At 46.4% G+C, this 14735-nt stretch carries 11 protein-coding genes; 5 read left to right on the top strand and 6 right to left on the bottom strand.

Translation table 11 applies throughout. From position 1 onward, the window contains the following. Window positions 1–11 precede the first annotated feature (11 nt). From KJS52_RS09670 to KJS52_RS09660, 3 genes are all read right to left on the bottom strand, one after another. Window positions 12–1934 carry an ABC transporter ATP-binding protein gene (locus KJS52_RS09670; RefSeq protein WP_213514563.1) on the bottom strand — a complete coding sequence of 641 codons (1923 nt, stop codon included), beginning with the start codon at window positions 1932–1934 and terminating at the stop codon, window positions 12–14. Continuing rightward, a complete protein-coding gene (locus KJS52_RS09665) occupies window positions 1931–3676 on the bottom strand; it encodes an ABC transporter ATP-binding protein (RefSeq protein WP_213514562.1) in 1746 nt (581 codons plus the stop codon). The genes KJS52_RS09670 and KJS52_RS09665 overlap by 4 nt, the downstream gene beginning before the upstream one ends. Window positions 3677–4259: 583 nt before the next feature. Beyond that, window positions 4260–5732: a methyl-accepting chemotaxis protein gene (locus tag KJS52_RS09660; protein WP_213514561.1), complete on the bottom strand. Its 1473-nt coding sequence runs from the start codon at window positions 5730–5732 to the stop codon at window positions 4260–4262. A 134-nt stretch (window positions 5733–5866) separates the two neighbouring features. Here KJS52_RS09660 and KJS52_RS09655 point away from each other — a divergent pair, with 134 nt between their 5' ends. The 3 genes from KJS52_RS09655 to KJS52_RS09645 all read left to right on the top strand — a co-directional run bounded on the left by KJS52_RS09655 (window position 5867) and on the right by KJS52_RS09645 (window position 8795). Beyond that, window positions 5867–7324: an ABC transporter substrate-binding protein/permease gene (locus tag KJS52_RS09655; protein ID WP_246563385.1), complete on the top strand. Its 1458-nt coding sequence runs from the start codon at window positions 5867–5869 to the stop codon at window positions 7322–7324. After that, entirely contained in the window at window positions 7317–8039 is a 723-nt protein-coding gene (locus tag KJS52_RS09650) for an amino acid ABC transporter ATP-binding protein (protein ID WP_213515135.1), read from the top strand. Before KJS52_RS09655 ends, KJS52_RS09650 begins: the two co-directional genes overlap by 8 nt. A 288-nt stretch (window positions 8040–8327) precedes the next feature. Next, window positions 8328–8795: a GNAT family N-acetyltransferase gene (locus tag KJS52_RS09645; RefSeq protein ID WP_213514560.1), complete on the top strand. Its 468-nt coding sequence runs from the start codon at window positions 8328–8330 to the stop codon at window positions 8793–8795. An 87-nt stretch (window positions 8796–8882) separates the two neighbouring features. On the opposite strand, the gene KJS52_RS09640 is transcribed toward KJS52_RS09645, so the two are convergent. From KJS52_RS09640 to KJS52_RS09630, 3 genes are all read right to left on the bottom strand, one after another. After that, window positions 8883–10142: an MFS transporter gene (locus KJS52_RS09640; RefSeq protein WP_281425578.1), complete on the bottom strand. Its 1260-nt coding sequence runs from the start codon at window positions 10140–10142 to the stop codon at window positions 8883–8885. A gap of 136 nt (window positions 10143–10278) precedes the next feature. After that, on the bottom strand, window positions 10279–11133 hold the full coding sequence (locus tag KJS52_RS09635; protein WP_246563383.1) for a polysaccharide deacetylase family protein: 855 nt from the start codon (window positions 11131–11133) through the stop codon (window positions 10279–10281). A 29-nt stretch (window positions 11134–11162) separates the two neighbouring features. Next, window positions 11163–12359, bottom strand: a complete 1197-nt coding sequence (locus tag KJS52_RS09630; RefSeq protein ID WP_213514558.1) for an acyltransferase — start codon at window positions 12357–12359, stop codon at window positions 11163–11165. A gap of 429 nt (window positions 12360–12788) precedes the next feature. On the opposite strand from KJS52_RS09630, the gene mgrA reads away from it, so the two are divergent. Both mgrA and KJS52_RS09620 read left to right on the top strand, forming a co-directional pair. Further along, the gene (gene mgrA / locus KJS52_RS09625) at window positions 12789–13796 is read left to right on the top strand and encodes an L-glyceraldehyde 3-phosphate reductase (protein ID WP_213514557.1); all 1008 of its coding nucleotides are present in this window, start codon (window positions 12789–12791) and stop codon (window positions 13794–13796) included. 15 nt (window positions 13797–13811) lie between these two features. Beyond that, entirely contained in the window at window positions 13812–14645 is an 834-nt protein-coding gene (locus KJS52_RS09620) for an AraC family transcriptional regulator (RefSeq protein ID WP_246563382.1), read from the top strand. Window positions 14646–14735 lie beyond the last annotated feature (90 nt).

Genomic DNA, 14735 nt, shown 5'->3' with positions numbered 1-14735 from the left:
ATAGCTCCAATCTATCCCTTATACTCGGTCATTTCCATCTCTACCTCGCCAGAGCCGCCGTTCGCAAACTGACTTTGATACAGGTCGGCATAGAAGCCTCCCGCTGCAAGCAGCTCGTCATGCGTTCCCTGCTCGATAACCGTACCTTGGTTCATTACTAATATACAGTCTGCATCCTTAATCGTGGATAAGCGATGCGCAATAACAAAGCTTGTGCGCCCCTTCATCAAGTTATGCATAGCCTGCTGAATATACAGCTCAGTTCTCGTATCGACGCTGCTTGTTGCCTCATCCAGTATAAGCATTGGCGGATCGGCAAGAATTGCGCGCGCAATCGTAAGCAGCTGCTTTTGCCCTGATGATATATTGGAGGCTTCCTCATTTAATATCGTATCATAGCCATCCGGCAGCGTACGTATGAAATGATCCGCATGCGCCGCTTTAGCCGCCGCTACAATTTCCGCTTCGCTGGCATTAGCACGTCCATACGCAATATTGTCACGAATTGTGCCATTAAACAGCCACGTATCCTGCAGCACCATGCCGAACAAAGAGCGTACATAGGAGCGCTGCATCTCATGGATAGGCACTCCATCAATCGTAATTTGCCCATCTTGAATATTGTAAAAGCGCATCAGCAAATTGACGAGTGTCGTTTTCCCTGCGCCAGTCGGACCAACAATCGCAATCATCTGTCCACTGTTAACCTGCAGATTCATATCCTGCATCAGCAGCTTGTCCGGCGCGTAGCCAAACTGCACATGGTTGAAGCTTACATTGCCCTGCGGCTGCTGCAGCGTTTTGCCTGCTCCAGCCAATTCCTGCTCCTCTTCCTCATCCATCAATTCAAATACGCGCTCCGCTGATGCAATCGTAGATTGAATGATGTTGGCAATATTCGCAGTCTGCATAATCGGCTGTGTAAATTGTCTCGCATATTGAATAAACGCCTGAATATCACCGACTGAAATAGTGCCTTTCGTAATTTGCAAACCGCCGACAACGCAAATTAAAACATAGCCAATGTTGCCGATAAAGCTCATCAATGGCATCATAACGCCAGATATGAATTGCGCCTTCCAGCTTGATCCGTACAGCTTCTCGTTCATTTGCTCAAACTTTTCAATCGATTGCTTTTCGCGGCCAAATGCTTTAACGATCGTATGGCCTGTAAACATCTCTTCAACATGACCATTAAGCGAGCCTAGCTGATCCTGCTGATTTTTAAAGTGGCGCTGAGACTGCTTGGCTACCATCGCGATTACGATAAAGCTTACTGGCAGCGTCAGCACAAGAATTAAAGTTAACAGCGGACTAATAGTCAGCATCATAATAATGATTCCGACCAGCGTCACTATCGAGGTAATCATCTGTGTCAAGCTTTGCTGCAGCGTATTCGCAATATTGTCGACATCATTGACAATACGACTCAAAATATCGCCGTTGGAGCGCGAATCAAAAAACTTCAGCGGCAGTCTGCCGAGCTTGGCATTGACATCCTCTCTCAACTGAAAGACGACCTTCTGTGCTACCTTCGCCATTAAAAACTGCTGAATGAAGCCAAAAAGTGCGCTAATGACATAAAGCAAAGCCAGAATCGCCAGTATAAATGCAATTTGCTTAAAGTCGATCGCAGCACCCGGAACTTTATTAAACTTGTCCATCCAGCCGGAAAGCAGTACATCCGTTGCTTCCCCAAGCACTCTAGGACTGACGATTGCGAACAACGTACTTAAAATAGCAGTAAGAAAAACAATAACGAGCCGCATGCGAAACGGCTTCAGGTAGCCTAGCAGCCGATTCAGCGTTGCTTTGAAATTTTTAGGCTTTGCTCCAGGCAGCATCATCCCTGGAGGTCCACCAGGACCAGGAGGGCCTCCGTGTCTTGGAGGACCGCCTACTTTGCCGCCGTCCTGTCCCATTTGTTTACTCATGCGCTCTCCTCCTCTGACAGCTGCGACTGTACGATTTCGCGATATACCTCGCAAGATTGAAGCAGCTCATGATGCGTGCCTTTGCCAACGATGACGCCTTCGTCCATTACAATAATTTGCTCGGCATGCATAACCGTGCTGACGCGCTGTGCTACAATAATCATTGCTGCATCATGAACATGCGTTTTCAGCGCGGCACGAAGTGCAGCGTCCGTCTTGTAGTCAAGTGCAGAAAAGCTGTCGTCGAACAAATAAAGCGATGGCTTGCGCACCAGAGCGCGAGCGATTGACAAGCGCTGCTTCTGGCCTCCGGAAATATTCGTACCGCCTTGCGCCAGCATCGTATCAAAGCCCTGCTCCATTCGCTCGATAAATGGAAGCGCCTGGGCAATAGCCGCCGCTTCACGAACCTCCTCATCACTTGCATCCTCTTTGCCATAGCGAATATTTTCAGCTACTGTTCCGCTGAATATCGTCGTTTTTTGCGGCACAAGCGCGATATTGCCACGCAGCTCATCCAGGCTCCAATCCTTGACATTAACGCCCTTAAAGCGAATTTCCCCTTGATTGCTGTCAAAAAAGCGCTCTATTAGTTGGATAACGGTCGACTTTCCAGAGCCTGTTCCGCCAATAATAGCTGTTACCTCTCCTTGCTTGCAGGTAAAGCTCAAATTTTCCACTGCTGGCTTTTCTGCACCAGGGTACGTATAGCTCACCTGATCAAAGGCGATGACCGCCTCGGTTGCTTCAAAACCAGGCTTTGCTGCTGCTTGCTTGAAGGCAGGCTCGTCCTTTACCGAAGCTTCCATATCAAGCACCTCATTGATCCGTACTGCTGACGCTTGCGCACGCGGAATCATGACCAGCATCATCGACATCATAAGCAGCGAGAACATAATTTGCATCGCATATTGGATAAATGCCATCAAATCACCGATCATCATGTCGTTCGCATCAATGCGGTGGCTGCCGAACCATACGATTGCAATGACACAAATGTTCATAATCAGCATCATAAGCGGCATCATAAACGCCATAATTTGATTGACCTTTACCGCAGTGTCCATAAGATCCTTGTTGGACTCAGTAAAGCGACCTTCCTCGTAAGAGGTGCGATTAAAGGCGCGGATGACGCGAATGCCCGTCAAGCCTTCACGCAATACAAGATTGATGCGGTCCAGCTTTTTTTGCATCATCTTAAAATAAGGCATCGCAATTCGTACAATGGCAAGAATCGCAATCGCCAGTATAGGCACTACGACAAGCAGCACCATAGACAGCTTTACGTCCTTGTACAAGGCCATAATAATACCGCCGATGCACATAAGCGGCGCCATCACCATCATACGCAAAATCATCAGCACAACCTGCTGCACCTGGTTAATATCGTTCGTAGTTCGTGTAATTAGCGAGGCAGTGCCAAGCTTGTCAAACTCTTGCGTTGAGAAGCTCTCTACCTTGCTGAACACTTTATGACGAACCACCTTGCCAAATGCAGATGAAACCTTTGAAGCATACAGGCTTGCCAGTATCGAAACAATCGTCCCGACTACCGACACCGCCAGCATAAACCCTCCCATTTTCCATATGTAGCCTGTGTCTCCTGATATAATGCCGTTGTTCACAATGTCAGACATTAATGTCGGCAAATATAAATCAGCCAATGATTGCAGCAATATCAAGATGATAATGGCGACAATAGTAAATCCATACGGCTTCAAATAGCGCATTAACTGGAGCATACATTGTTCCTTCTTTCTTATGGCATAAAGTCCATATTGTAATGTTATAGCGCAACAACCACATCCAAACGCTAATGGTAAAATTATAACAATTTAAGCTTTGCCGATTCAACTTTTCGCTACTCAACGAATCGGCGATAGTCCAGCGCTCCGGAGCAATGCATCCTACAGTCGCTTTTTAAATCGCAATGCTCCTTATTTGAATTTTTTAAGGCTGCATTACGATGTTAAAGGCGACTCACTTCGTTTTTCAGCGCTCCGGAGCAAAACATCCTCCAGTCGCTTTTTAAATCGCAATGCTCCTTATTTGAATTTTTTATGGTAGCATTACGATGTTAAAGGCGACACACTTCCGTTTTTCGGATGCTTTGCTCCTCCGCTGTAGCTTTTTATGAGTGCAAGACCAAGAAGCTTTGGAAGCTAGTAGAAAGCGAGGAGCGCAGCGTAGGCAAAATGCTACGTGAGCACCTCCAATGTTTCCGCAGGAAACATACTTCGGAAGCATAAGCCTTCGGTAGCGTGACATATTCGCCGCCGACTAAGCTACAACGCAACGCATCGTCATCAAAGTCCAGCTTTTGAACTACCTTTCATTGTTTTTTAAACTATGGCTGATTTTATTTAAAAGTCCAACCAACGGCGCCAGTTGAGCGTTTAGCTCTAGCTGACGTATGGTCGCTTTAGCAGCTCCTTCTGCTTTGGTGTTCATTTCCTGCGCAATTTGATTGAGCTCGGATATTTCAATATTCGCTTGGTTGGTGCCAGCGGCGATTTCCTCTGTTGATCGGGATACGAGCTGAAATTGATCGACGGAATGAGCAATTAGCAAATTGATTTCGTGCAGCAGCGCCGCCATCTCGACGCTATTGGCAACGCCTTGCTCGACCTGCTCAACCAGCCCTTGCATACGCAAAACTGCAGCCTCTGCTTCTTGCTTAATATCGGCTACCAGGCTCATAATTTGCACAGTCGCAGCGCTGCTTTGCTGTGCCAGCTTGCCTACCTCCGCAGCAACTACAGCAAAGCCCTTACCGTGTACGCCTGCTCTAGCCGCTTCAATGCTTGCATTCAATGAAAGCATCCGGGTTTGCTTGGAAAAGCCTTTTACCGAATCGGCAATTTGCTGAACTGTGCTGGCATGGCGGTGAAGCTTTGCCACAACCAGAGCATATTCCTTGCATTGCTGCTGCAGGCTTTGCATCTGTTCCATCGTATGCTCCATCAGCTCTTGACCGAGAGCTGCCTTGCTGGACATCTGCTGCGCGCCTTTGAGCACCTCTACATTTGCATGCGAAATTTGCTGCAAATTCCCGCTAATGTCGTTGACGACTTCCGAGGTGTTTGATGTAAACTGGCTATGATGCTGCGCATCCTCCGACACGCTTTGTATCGTGCCTGCCATAAGCTCCAATTCTTTTTGCGTGCTGCTGTACATCTCCTGAAGCTGCTCTGATACAGTAGCAAGCTGCTCCGAGCTTTGCTGCATTTGCTTCAGCAGACTTTCCAGCAGCAGCTGCTCCTCCATCGTCGTTTGCAGTTCGCGGCGCAATCGATGCTTGTGCAAAATTTGCCACGATAAAGCTCCCGATGTGCCTAGCAAAAACAGCGCGTGGTAAAGCAGCATTGTAAAGCTGTAGGTGCCTTTAGCCATGCCAAATACGTATTCAGTAAAATAAAAAAATCCAAGCAGGTGCTGAGCAACAAACAGCGTGCTCATAACAGCAATCATGCGAATGTTTTCATAGTAGCTAATAATCGCCAGCACCATAAAAATAGAAAAATGATATTCAATCATGCCATATCCCGCAGCTATCATGCCAATGCTGCAAAAGGTCATAATAAGCATATGAAGCCACGGCAATGCATTTTCAAGCTGCCCTGTATGGTTCAGCCACCATGTAGCAATATATAATAAGGCTGGAATTAGTACCAATAGCAATACAACTACGCCGTTCGGCTGAATATGAAGCTGTGTGTGATGGACGACGAACAGCTGATGCAGGCCGTATACAAAAAAGGTTGCGATTACAAGCAGCAACGATAATCGCATAATCATTCGATCCTTAGGCACTTCAAGCTTCCCCCTTGAAAAATCGCTTGGTTGCAGTTTAAGCTGAACTTACCATTTACAATCGAAGCGATTCTTCCTATAATTGATAGGTTAAAATCAGTGAAAAGAGAGAGGACAACATGAACAAGACTAGGTTATTTTATGTCCCTATGATGGCTTTGGTGCTTCTGTTCGCCTTATTCGGGCCCGTAGCAAGCGTATACGGACAGGAGCTCTCTGATCAGCCAAAGCAAACGCTAATTATGGGAACATCTCCAGACTTTCCGCCTTACGAATCGGTTGATGCCAAAAACAATGGAGAAATTATTGGCTTGGATATCGATATTGCCAAATATATTTTGGGAGAGCTTGGCTACGAGCTGCAAATTCAGAGTATGGATTTCAGCGGCTTGATCGCCGCCCTGCAGACAGGTCGCGTTGACTTCGTCATGTCAGGCATGTCAGCGACAGAGGAGCGCAAAAAAAGCGTTGATTTTTCCGAGCCCTACTATTTTGCACGAAATACGATCATTTCCAAAGCCGAATTTGGCTACGAATCGCTGGACGACTTAAGCGGCAAAATTGTTGGCGCGCAATTAGGCTCTATACAGGAAGCTGTAGCTAATCAGGTTGAAGGCGCAGCGCAAGTGCGCAAGCTGAATAAAGTCGCCGATTTGATTCAGGAAATCAACTCCAATCGTATCGATGCAGCGATTGTTGAGGATGCAGTAGCGTTGGATATGACAAATAGCAACCCTGGGCTCGTTATGAGCTTTCTGCCTGCTGATGAATCAGATGGCGGCTATGCGATCGCCTTTCCTAAAGGCTCGCCTCATGTAGAAGAGTTTAATCAGGTTATCGCCGAAATGAGAGAAAGCGGCAAGCTGGACGAGCTGCTGCAAAAGTGGTTTCCAGAGGCAAAGGATGCAGACGCTCGTGGCATGATTGATTTTTCAGTGCTGGAAGGCTATGTGCCTTATATTTTGCGCGGAATTGGCGTAACCTTGCTGTTTACGCTGGTTTCCGCCCTGCTTGGTCTCATTCTAGGCAGCGTACTATCCTTGTTCAAAATTTCCGGCATTAAGCCGCTTATGTGGTTTGCGACTGCCTATACCTCCGTTTTTCGCGGCACGCCGCTGCTTGTGCAGCTTACGCTCATTTATTATGCAACGCCGCAATTAACGGGCTATGATATTCCTGCCTTGCTTGCCGCCGGGCTTGCCTTTGGGCTAAATTCAGCAGCATATTTATCGGAAACGATCCGCGCTGGAATTATGGCGGTGGACAAAGGACAGCGGGAAGCAGCGATAGCGCTTGGCATCCCCTATCCGAAAATGATGATTTCGATCATTTTCCCCCAAGCGCTGCGCAATATTTTGCCTGCTCTAGTCAATGAGGTAGTCGCGCTGGTGAAGGAGTCCTCACTTGTATCGGTCATTGGTGTTACCGATCTAATGCGTCGCGCCGACGTCGTACGAGCGGATACATTCCGTTCCTTCGAGGCCTTATTGCTAGTAGCGGCCATTTACTACGTGCTGGTGCTCATTTTGACATCTTTGGCTCGCATGCTAGAAAGGAGATTGCGCCGTGGTGATTAACGTACAAAACCTTACAAAATCGTATGGCAAGCAGCAAGTGCTGAAGGGCATTTCGACGACCGTTTCCAAAGGGGAGGTTGTAGCGATCATCGGTCCTTCGGGGAGTGGCAAATCAACCTTTTTGCGCTGTCTCAACTTGCTTGAGGTTCCAACCGGAGGCAGCATTATGATCAATAATGAGGAGCTAACTGCGCCGAAAGCAGATGTGGCTCGCATTCGTCAGCATATCGGCATGGTATTTCAGCATTTTCATCTGTTTCCGCATATGACTGTACTCGAGAACATTACATTTGCGCCAGTCAACGTTAAGCGTGTTTCCTTGGAGCAAGCGCGCCAGAAGGCGATGGAGCTGCTCGCCAAGGTTGGATTGGCCGATAAAGCAAATGTTTACCCGTCCAAGCTGTCAGGGGGGCAGAAGCAGCGTGTCGCCATCGCCCGTTCTCTGGCGATGGAGCCGGATATTATGCTGTTTGATGAGCCTACCTCGGCTCTCGATCCGGAAATGGTTAAAGAGGTGCTCAATGTTATTAAGGATTTGGCCGAATCGGGCATGACGATGTTGATTGTGACTCACGAGATGAAATTTGCCCGTGAAGCGGCAGATACGATCTATTTTCTTGATCAAGGGCAGCTTATTGAATCTGCTCCGCCAGAGCAATTTTTCACCAAGCCGGGGAGTGAGCGAGCAGCACGATTCCTTGATCAAGTACTATAAGAAGAAGTTCAAAAAGCACGGCTTTGATGACGAGGTTATTTCGCTGTAGTGTAGTCGACGGCGAATATGTCACGCTACCGAAGGCTCCGGTGCTCACGTAGCAGGTATCTACGCTGCGCTCCTCGCCTTCTAGTATCGTGCCATCTTCTTGGTCCTGAAAGCCGAGCTTTTTGAACCTTTATTGAAATTCGAAGTTCAAAAAGCACAGCTTTGATGACGATGTGATGCTTCCGAAGTGTAGTCGACGGCGAATATGGGGTTAATTAAAGCATACCGAGGTAATTTATGATGAGCTTGCTAACATTGAAGCAAATGAGCAAAATGGATGCTCAGCATATATGCTCCTGGCAATATGAGCAGCCCTACGATGTTTATAATTGGCCTTCATGGCAGGAAATGTGTTCGCAGGACATGGAATTTGCTGACGATTCCATACGCGAACAGCAGTATCGCTCTCTTTATATAGGAGAAGAGCTGGCGGGATATATTCAGCTTTTTCCGATTTTGCAGGTCATTCGACTCGCCATTTTCCTGTCGCCTCAGCATTGCAATCAAGGGCTGGGACAGTATGCCGTCGGTTTGGCAATTGAGGCTGCGCAAAAGCTGAAGGCAGCTGAGATTGATTTGGAGGTCGAGCGCTGGAACAAGCGGGCGATTGCCTGCTATGAGAAAGCTGGCTTTGCAATTGCCGATCAATACAGCTACAGGCAGCGGGGCAGCTATAAGGACGTATATTGCATGGTTTATCGCGGGTAAAGCAGAAAGTAACCTTTATATAAGTAAAGAGGTGGCAGGAGCTCACACAAGCTCTTGCCACCTCTTTTATGATGATGCGCTAATCGATTACGATCCTTCCTCACTCGCTGCTGGCACTGATGCTGGTATTGGTGCTGGTGATGGTTCGCCAGCCTTCAGCAGCGTTTTATTCCGTCCAAACAGCAGTGTAATGACGAGCAGCACTGCCCCGGTTATGATGAGCAGCAGTTCAATCTCGACAAAGTCGGCAAGCGGTCCGAAAATGAGCATGCCCATCGGCATCATCGAGGTAGAAATCATTGCGACAATCCCGAATACGCGCCCTAAATAATTAGGATCGACCTTCTCCTGAAAAATAACGTTCATTGGCGAGTTCAAGAAAGGCATCGCAACGCCAAACAGCCCCATAAACACCAAATAAATTGTAAAGCCCGGCACTACGCCTAATGCAAGTGTGCAGGCTGCCATCCAGGCAATAGCAGCTGTAATCGTCTTGATTCGATTTCTAAATCCGCCCCACGTGGAAACAGCAGCTCCGCCCAGCATCATCCCAACGGAAAAGACAATTTCCAGCGCTGCCAGCCGCCACTCATCTTCGCCAAATGAGCGGGCTGTTTGCAGCGGCGTTAAAAATGAAGCGGGCGCCAGCAAAATAAAAAACAGCACGAAAAACAAGAGCAGCACTTTCAGGAACGGATGCTGTCTTACGTAAACGATCCCTTGCTTCATATCCTCAAAATAGCTGACCTTTTCTTTCTGCTTGCTTCTTTCATGTGCTGCTACAGGCACGAACAACAACAGCGTCGTTATTCCGAGCACCGCTGTAATAACATCGACGAAAAAGATGTTGCTAAGCGAAGTTGCTGTTAGCAAACCAGCACTCACAATGGGAGAGATGAACATCACAACCGCTTGAATCGTCCCATTCAAGCCATTTATTCGCATCAAATGCTCCTCCGGCACAAATTGCGGCAATAGCGCGCCAATCGCCGGCATATGTACGCCTGAACCAAGAGCACGGATCGCAGCCATAACGAACAGCAGCCATATTTCTTCGTATCCACTTAAAAAGACAATCGCCAGAATTAGTGTTGCAATTGCAATTAAGGCGTCTGCGGCAATGATCAGCTTTTTGCGATCAAAGCGATCTGCCCACACGCCAGCAAACGGTGAAATCAAAAAGCTTGGCAGAAAACCACAAATGATGAAAATCGTCATTGCTAGCCCAGACTGCAGGCTTAATGTAATATGCCACATAATCGCGTACTGTACAATCATCGAGCCAAACATCGAGATACCCTGTCCGGTTAAAAAGAAAAACGCCGTTCGCTTCCAAGAGCTGTTCAATCTCCCAATCCTCCCACAAATAAAGTTGACAAGCCGGCAAATCTGGATTTCTGCACCATTAAGCATATTACATTTTCTTCTATTATATACAAAGCCCCCTATGAAAATGAAGCTCCATCTTCATAGGGGGTGAAATTTAGTCATGGTATTTGCGCAGCAAATCAACAAACTTATTCGCTGTCATTTTTGGCGTTCCGGCATTAAGGCGGTACACTATATCTGTTCCCGGCTTATTAATGCCTGGCTTGATGGTGACGAATAAACGAACGTCCAGCTGCTTTAACACTTGCTTGACTGTATCATTGTACGCACCATATGGAAATGCAATGATGCCGTACTCGTTATCGAGCTCTTCCTTCAAGCGCTGCTCCATTTTAGTCAGATCATCGGTAATCCGTTTTTTATACTCGGCTGCCGTCTCCACTCTGCCAAGCTCTTTTACATACAGACGATTAGTCAGCATCGGGCCGGTTTTGCTTCCATTTTTGTTCAAATCGGCATAGTGGTGAAGATTGTACGTATGGCTGTAGAAGCTATGTCCTTCTTCCTTCAGCTTTTTCATCGCATCCCATGTCAAATGCTCCGTATTTGTATTAAGCAAATCCGAGCTTTGACCAATAATAAAATGAGTGCCTACCATATTATACTTATCCATAATCGGCACAGCATATTTACGGTAGCTATCGTAGCCATCGTCAAATGTAATGACAACGGCATTATCTGGCACCTTGCCTTTATTCAGCATAAAATCATAAAATTGCTCAATCGTAATAACGTTGTAGCCGCGCTCATGCAGCAGCTTCATATGGGTGCCAAAGCGGGCCGGAGATATCGTCGCACCACTTTCCTCTGCATCAATATGATGATACATGAGTACGATGACCTTGTTGCTGTAATATACCTTCTTGCCGGTACTTTTGGCAGAAGCTTCATTAACCACCGAAGTGCAAAGCAGTAATGCAAGGCAAAGCAGCAAAATTCGACGCTTCAATTATGATTCCTCACTTTACTTGAAAATATTTACGCTTCAATCCCTCGAGATGACTGCTTGTTAGCTTGTGCTTGTTTCTTACGACTATTCGGGATATTGCCGAATAAAATCCAATGCTGCGGGAACAAGCGTGCCGTCAAGCTGACTACGACCCACGAAATTGCTAAAGCCGCAACGAAGCTGCCCGCATACCAGGCGTGGTGAGCCAGCACATTGCCAGTTTCCGGTGGAAACTTGCGGTAAATGAGCAATACAAACGGATGGAACAAATAAATGCCAAAGCTTAATTCACCAAGCCGGACAAAAAATCTCGTAATAAAGCCTGCCGCATGGCGATAAATTAGAAAGCTTATCATAAGCAATACAACTGCGGTGGTCAGCGCATGCAAGTTCCATACAATATCAATAAACGTCGTGTTGTAGTTATTCAGCTTCAAACGCATTTGATGCCAAATGTACACATGTGTTAAACCAGCAGTTAGCCACACGATTGCCAGAACAATCCAGCCTGCGACACGCGACTTGCTTAAATTCTTCTTGCAAATAACGAGCCAATGCTTGCATTTATCCCAATAAATTCCTAAATATGCACCAAGGAAATAGTACGAGAAATAGCTTAAAGACCAGCTTCCGCGAGCTTGAACAGGCTCGGTAAGCACAAATTTGTTAATCAGGAAGAAGCTCCACTGTGCTGCAATCCCGAAAACAATAAGTCCAAGCGTAAGCTTGGGAAATTTCTTTAAAATCCATAAAAAGATCGGAAACATTAGATAAAACTGAACACTAATAAATACAAAGTACAAATGCGCATGAGCATTACCGCGCATTAGTTTGGCAAAAATATCGCTGATCATTTCATTAAACGGCGGTATGCTTGCAGCACCGTACAGCTTAATAAAATAATAGAACAACGTAAACACAATATAAGGAATAATAATATACAACAACCTGCGTTGATAAAATTTAAAGACCAGCTCTTTCGTAAACGGACGGTTATAATAGTTATAGAACAACACAAAGCTGCTCAAAAATATAAAGGTTGTCGTACCAAACTTCAAAAATATATTGGCAAAATTGTAAAGAAAAAACCAGTTTGATTCAATCATTCCCGTACTAGATGGAACGGAAGTGGAATGAACCGTCAGCACACCGATAATTGCGATCGCGCGCAATACGGACAGCTCTGGAATATTTTCTCTTTTGGCAAGACTTGCTCCTTGAGCCATAATCAATTCCTTCTTTCCAAGGTTCTAACAAACAAACTGCGGAAATCTAGCAATTCCGCAGTCGTCTATTTATTCATTCTACTAATCAAATTATTTAGCTTTAAAAGATTGCTATAGCACTCTCCAATTATTAAATATATTCTAAGGTTTGTCAATTAAAGCGAGCTTAAATCCCACTTACCAAATTCTTAATAAAAGCTAAATATTCTCACTGTTTATCGGCCTAAAGCAGCACTTGAAAATGGACTTTCGGGGTAGCGCCTACAATGCTTCATGCAATATGAAGCACCATGCAACCTGCGATAAACAGCTGCACTAATTTCAAGACAACATACATTATGACATATGAATGTGACGATTCTCTATATGCAAAAATAAAAGAAGCCTTATAATGAAACTAACTTCAACCATAAAGGGGAGAAATGACAAATGTCGTATATTGCAGCTCCTGAGCGCTACCAGCAAATGAAATATAACCGCTGCGGAAAAAGCGGACTACTGCTGCCGGCCATTTCATTAGGGCTTTGGCATAATTTTGGCGGCAAGGATGTGTTTGAAAACGGACGAGCGATGGTGCGCCGCTCCTTCGATCTCGGCATTACACATTTTGATATTGCCAACAATTATGGACCGCCATATGGCTCGGCCGAAGAAAATTTCGGAAAAATAATGAAGCTTGATATGAATCCTTATCGGGATGAACTTATTATTTCCACGAAAGCAGGCTTCGATATGTGGCAGGGTCCTTACGGCAATTGGGGCTCTCGCAAATATTTAGTTGCCAGCCTCGATCAAAGCCTGAAACGGCTTGGACTTGACTATGTAGATATTTACTACCACCATCGTCCTGATCCTGAGACACCGCTTGAAGAAACAATGGCCGCGCTCGATCATGTTGTGCGCCAAGGCAAAGCGCTATATGTAGGCTTATCCAACTACAGCGCTGAGCAAACCGCAGCTGCCTCCAAACTATTAAAGCAGCTAGGTACTCCATGCCTGATACATCAGCCAAGCTACTCGATCATCAATCGCTGGATCGAAAACGGGCTGCAGGACGTGCTTGCCGAGGAAGGCATTGGCACGATTGGCTTCCTTCCGCTCGCTCAAGGCATTTTGACCAATAAATATTTAAACGGCATTCCGGCCGATTCACGCGCTGCCGGGCATTCCGTCTTCCTGAATGAAAACAACATCACAGACAAGCATGTGCTCACAGCCAAAGCGCTTAACGAGCTTGCTGCCGAGCGTAGACAAAGCTTGGCGCAAATGGCGCTAGCGTGGGTGCTGCGTGACGGCAAGGTGACCTCCGCTCTAATTGGCGCCAGCCGTGTTAGCCAAATTGAAGAGAATGTTGCTGCGCTGCAAAATTTAAGCTTTACAAGCGATGAATTAGCCCGTATCGACCAAATCGTTGCCGAGCATCTTGGCAATAACTAATGAAGGAGCATAAAGGTGGATAAATTTATAGAATTTCTGCCGCAGCATCTTCACCAGCTTGATCTTTATCTCATCCAATATGGCCGTGAGGCTTGCGAGCCCGGGCATTCCTTCGGGCCGGCCATGCGCGAATATTATAAGTTTCATTATATATTGGACGGGAAAGGAATTTATGAAACAAATGGACAGCGCTACGAGCTTCATAAAGGCCAAGGCTTTCTCGTTACGCCGGGCACGATTTGCTACTACGAGGCGGACGCCAACGAGCCCTGGACATATTGCTGGGTTGGCTTTGATGGCATTAAAGCATCTGCTCTGATCAGACAAGCACAGCTGTCGGACGAATCGCCAATTTATACGTGGGAGAAAAGCGAGTTTTTCGAGCATAGCATTCAGCAGATGAAGCAGTCGAAGGCAATGAAGGCAGGGCGTGAATTAAAGCTGACTGGCCTGCTCTATTTATGGCTGTCAGCGATGATCGATTGCCGCGGCTCAGAGCTGAAGGATAAGGCGAAGGAAAACAGCAAGGAGCATTATATTGCGCAGGTCGTGCATTTTATTGAAGTCAACTACGCCAATAAAATTACGGTGCAGTCAATTTCACAATTCGTCGGCTTGCAGCGCAGCTACTTGAGCGCTTTATTTAAAGAGGTAATGGGCATCAGCCTGCAGGATTATCTTATCTCCTACCGCATGCGCAAAGCATGCGAGCTGCTGAGTGGAACCACGCTGATGGTTGGCGATATCGCCCGCTCCGTAGGCTATGAAGACCCGCTGCTGTTCTCAAAAATGTTCAAAAAGTCGATGCAGCTTTCACCTACCCAATATCGTGAACAGAAATTGACTTAGCTGAATAAAGAAGCATCCAGCTCCACCCGCTAGCGAGTGGTCTGGATGCTTCTTTTCGTACATGTTCGTTCGATATCGTACAACCTACTT

The organism is Paenibacillus montaniterrae, from assembly GCF_018403185.1.
In the GTDB taxonomy this organism is placed as follows: Bacteria; Bacillota; Bacilli; order Paenibacillales; family Paenibacillaceae; genus Pristimantibacillus; species Pristimantibacillus montaniterrae.
Note: the sequence above shows the minus strand (reverse complement) of the source record. Positions and strands in the feature narration are given on the sequence as shown.

Coding starts and splice junctions, on each gene's coding strand:
- mgrA (WP_213514557.1), top strand. CDS start 12,789: ATGTCGTATATTGCAGCTCCTGAGCGCTACCAGCAAATGAAATATAAC.
- KJS52_RS09665 (WP_213514562.1), bottom strand. CDS start 3,676: ATGCTCCAGTTAATGCGCTATTTGAAGCCGTATGGATTTACTATTGTC.
- KJS52_RS09660 (WP_213514561.1), bottom strand. CDS start 5,732: ATGATTATGCGATTATCGTTGCTGCTTGTAATCGCAACCTTTTTTGTA.
- KJS52_RS09670 (WP_213514563.1), bottom strand. CDS start 1,934: ATGAGTAAACAAATGGGACAGGACGGCGGCAAAGTAGGCGGTCCTCCA.
- KJS52_RS09655 (WP_246563385.1), top strand. CDS start 5,867: ATGAACAAGACTAGGTTATTTTATGTCCCTATGATGGCTTTGGTGCTT.
- KJS52_RS09630 (WP_213514558.1), bottom strand. CDS start 12,359: ATGGCTCAAGGAGCAAGTCTTGCCAAAAGAGAAAATATTCCAGAGCTG.
- KJS52_RS09645 (WP_213514560.1), top strand. CDS start 8,328: ATGAGCTTGCTAACATTGAAGCAAATGAGCAAAATGGATGCTCAGCAT.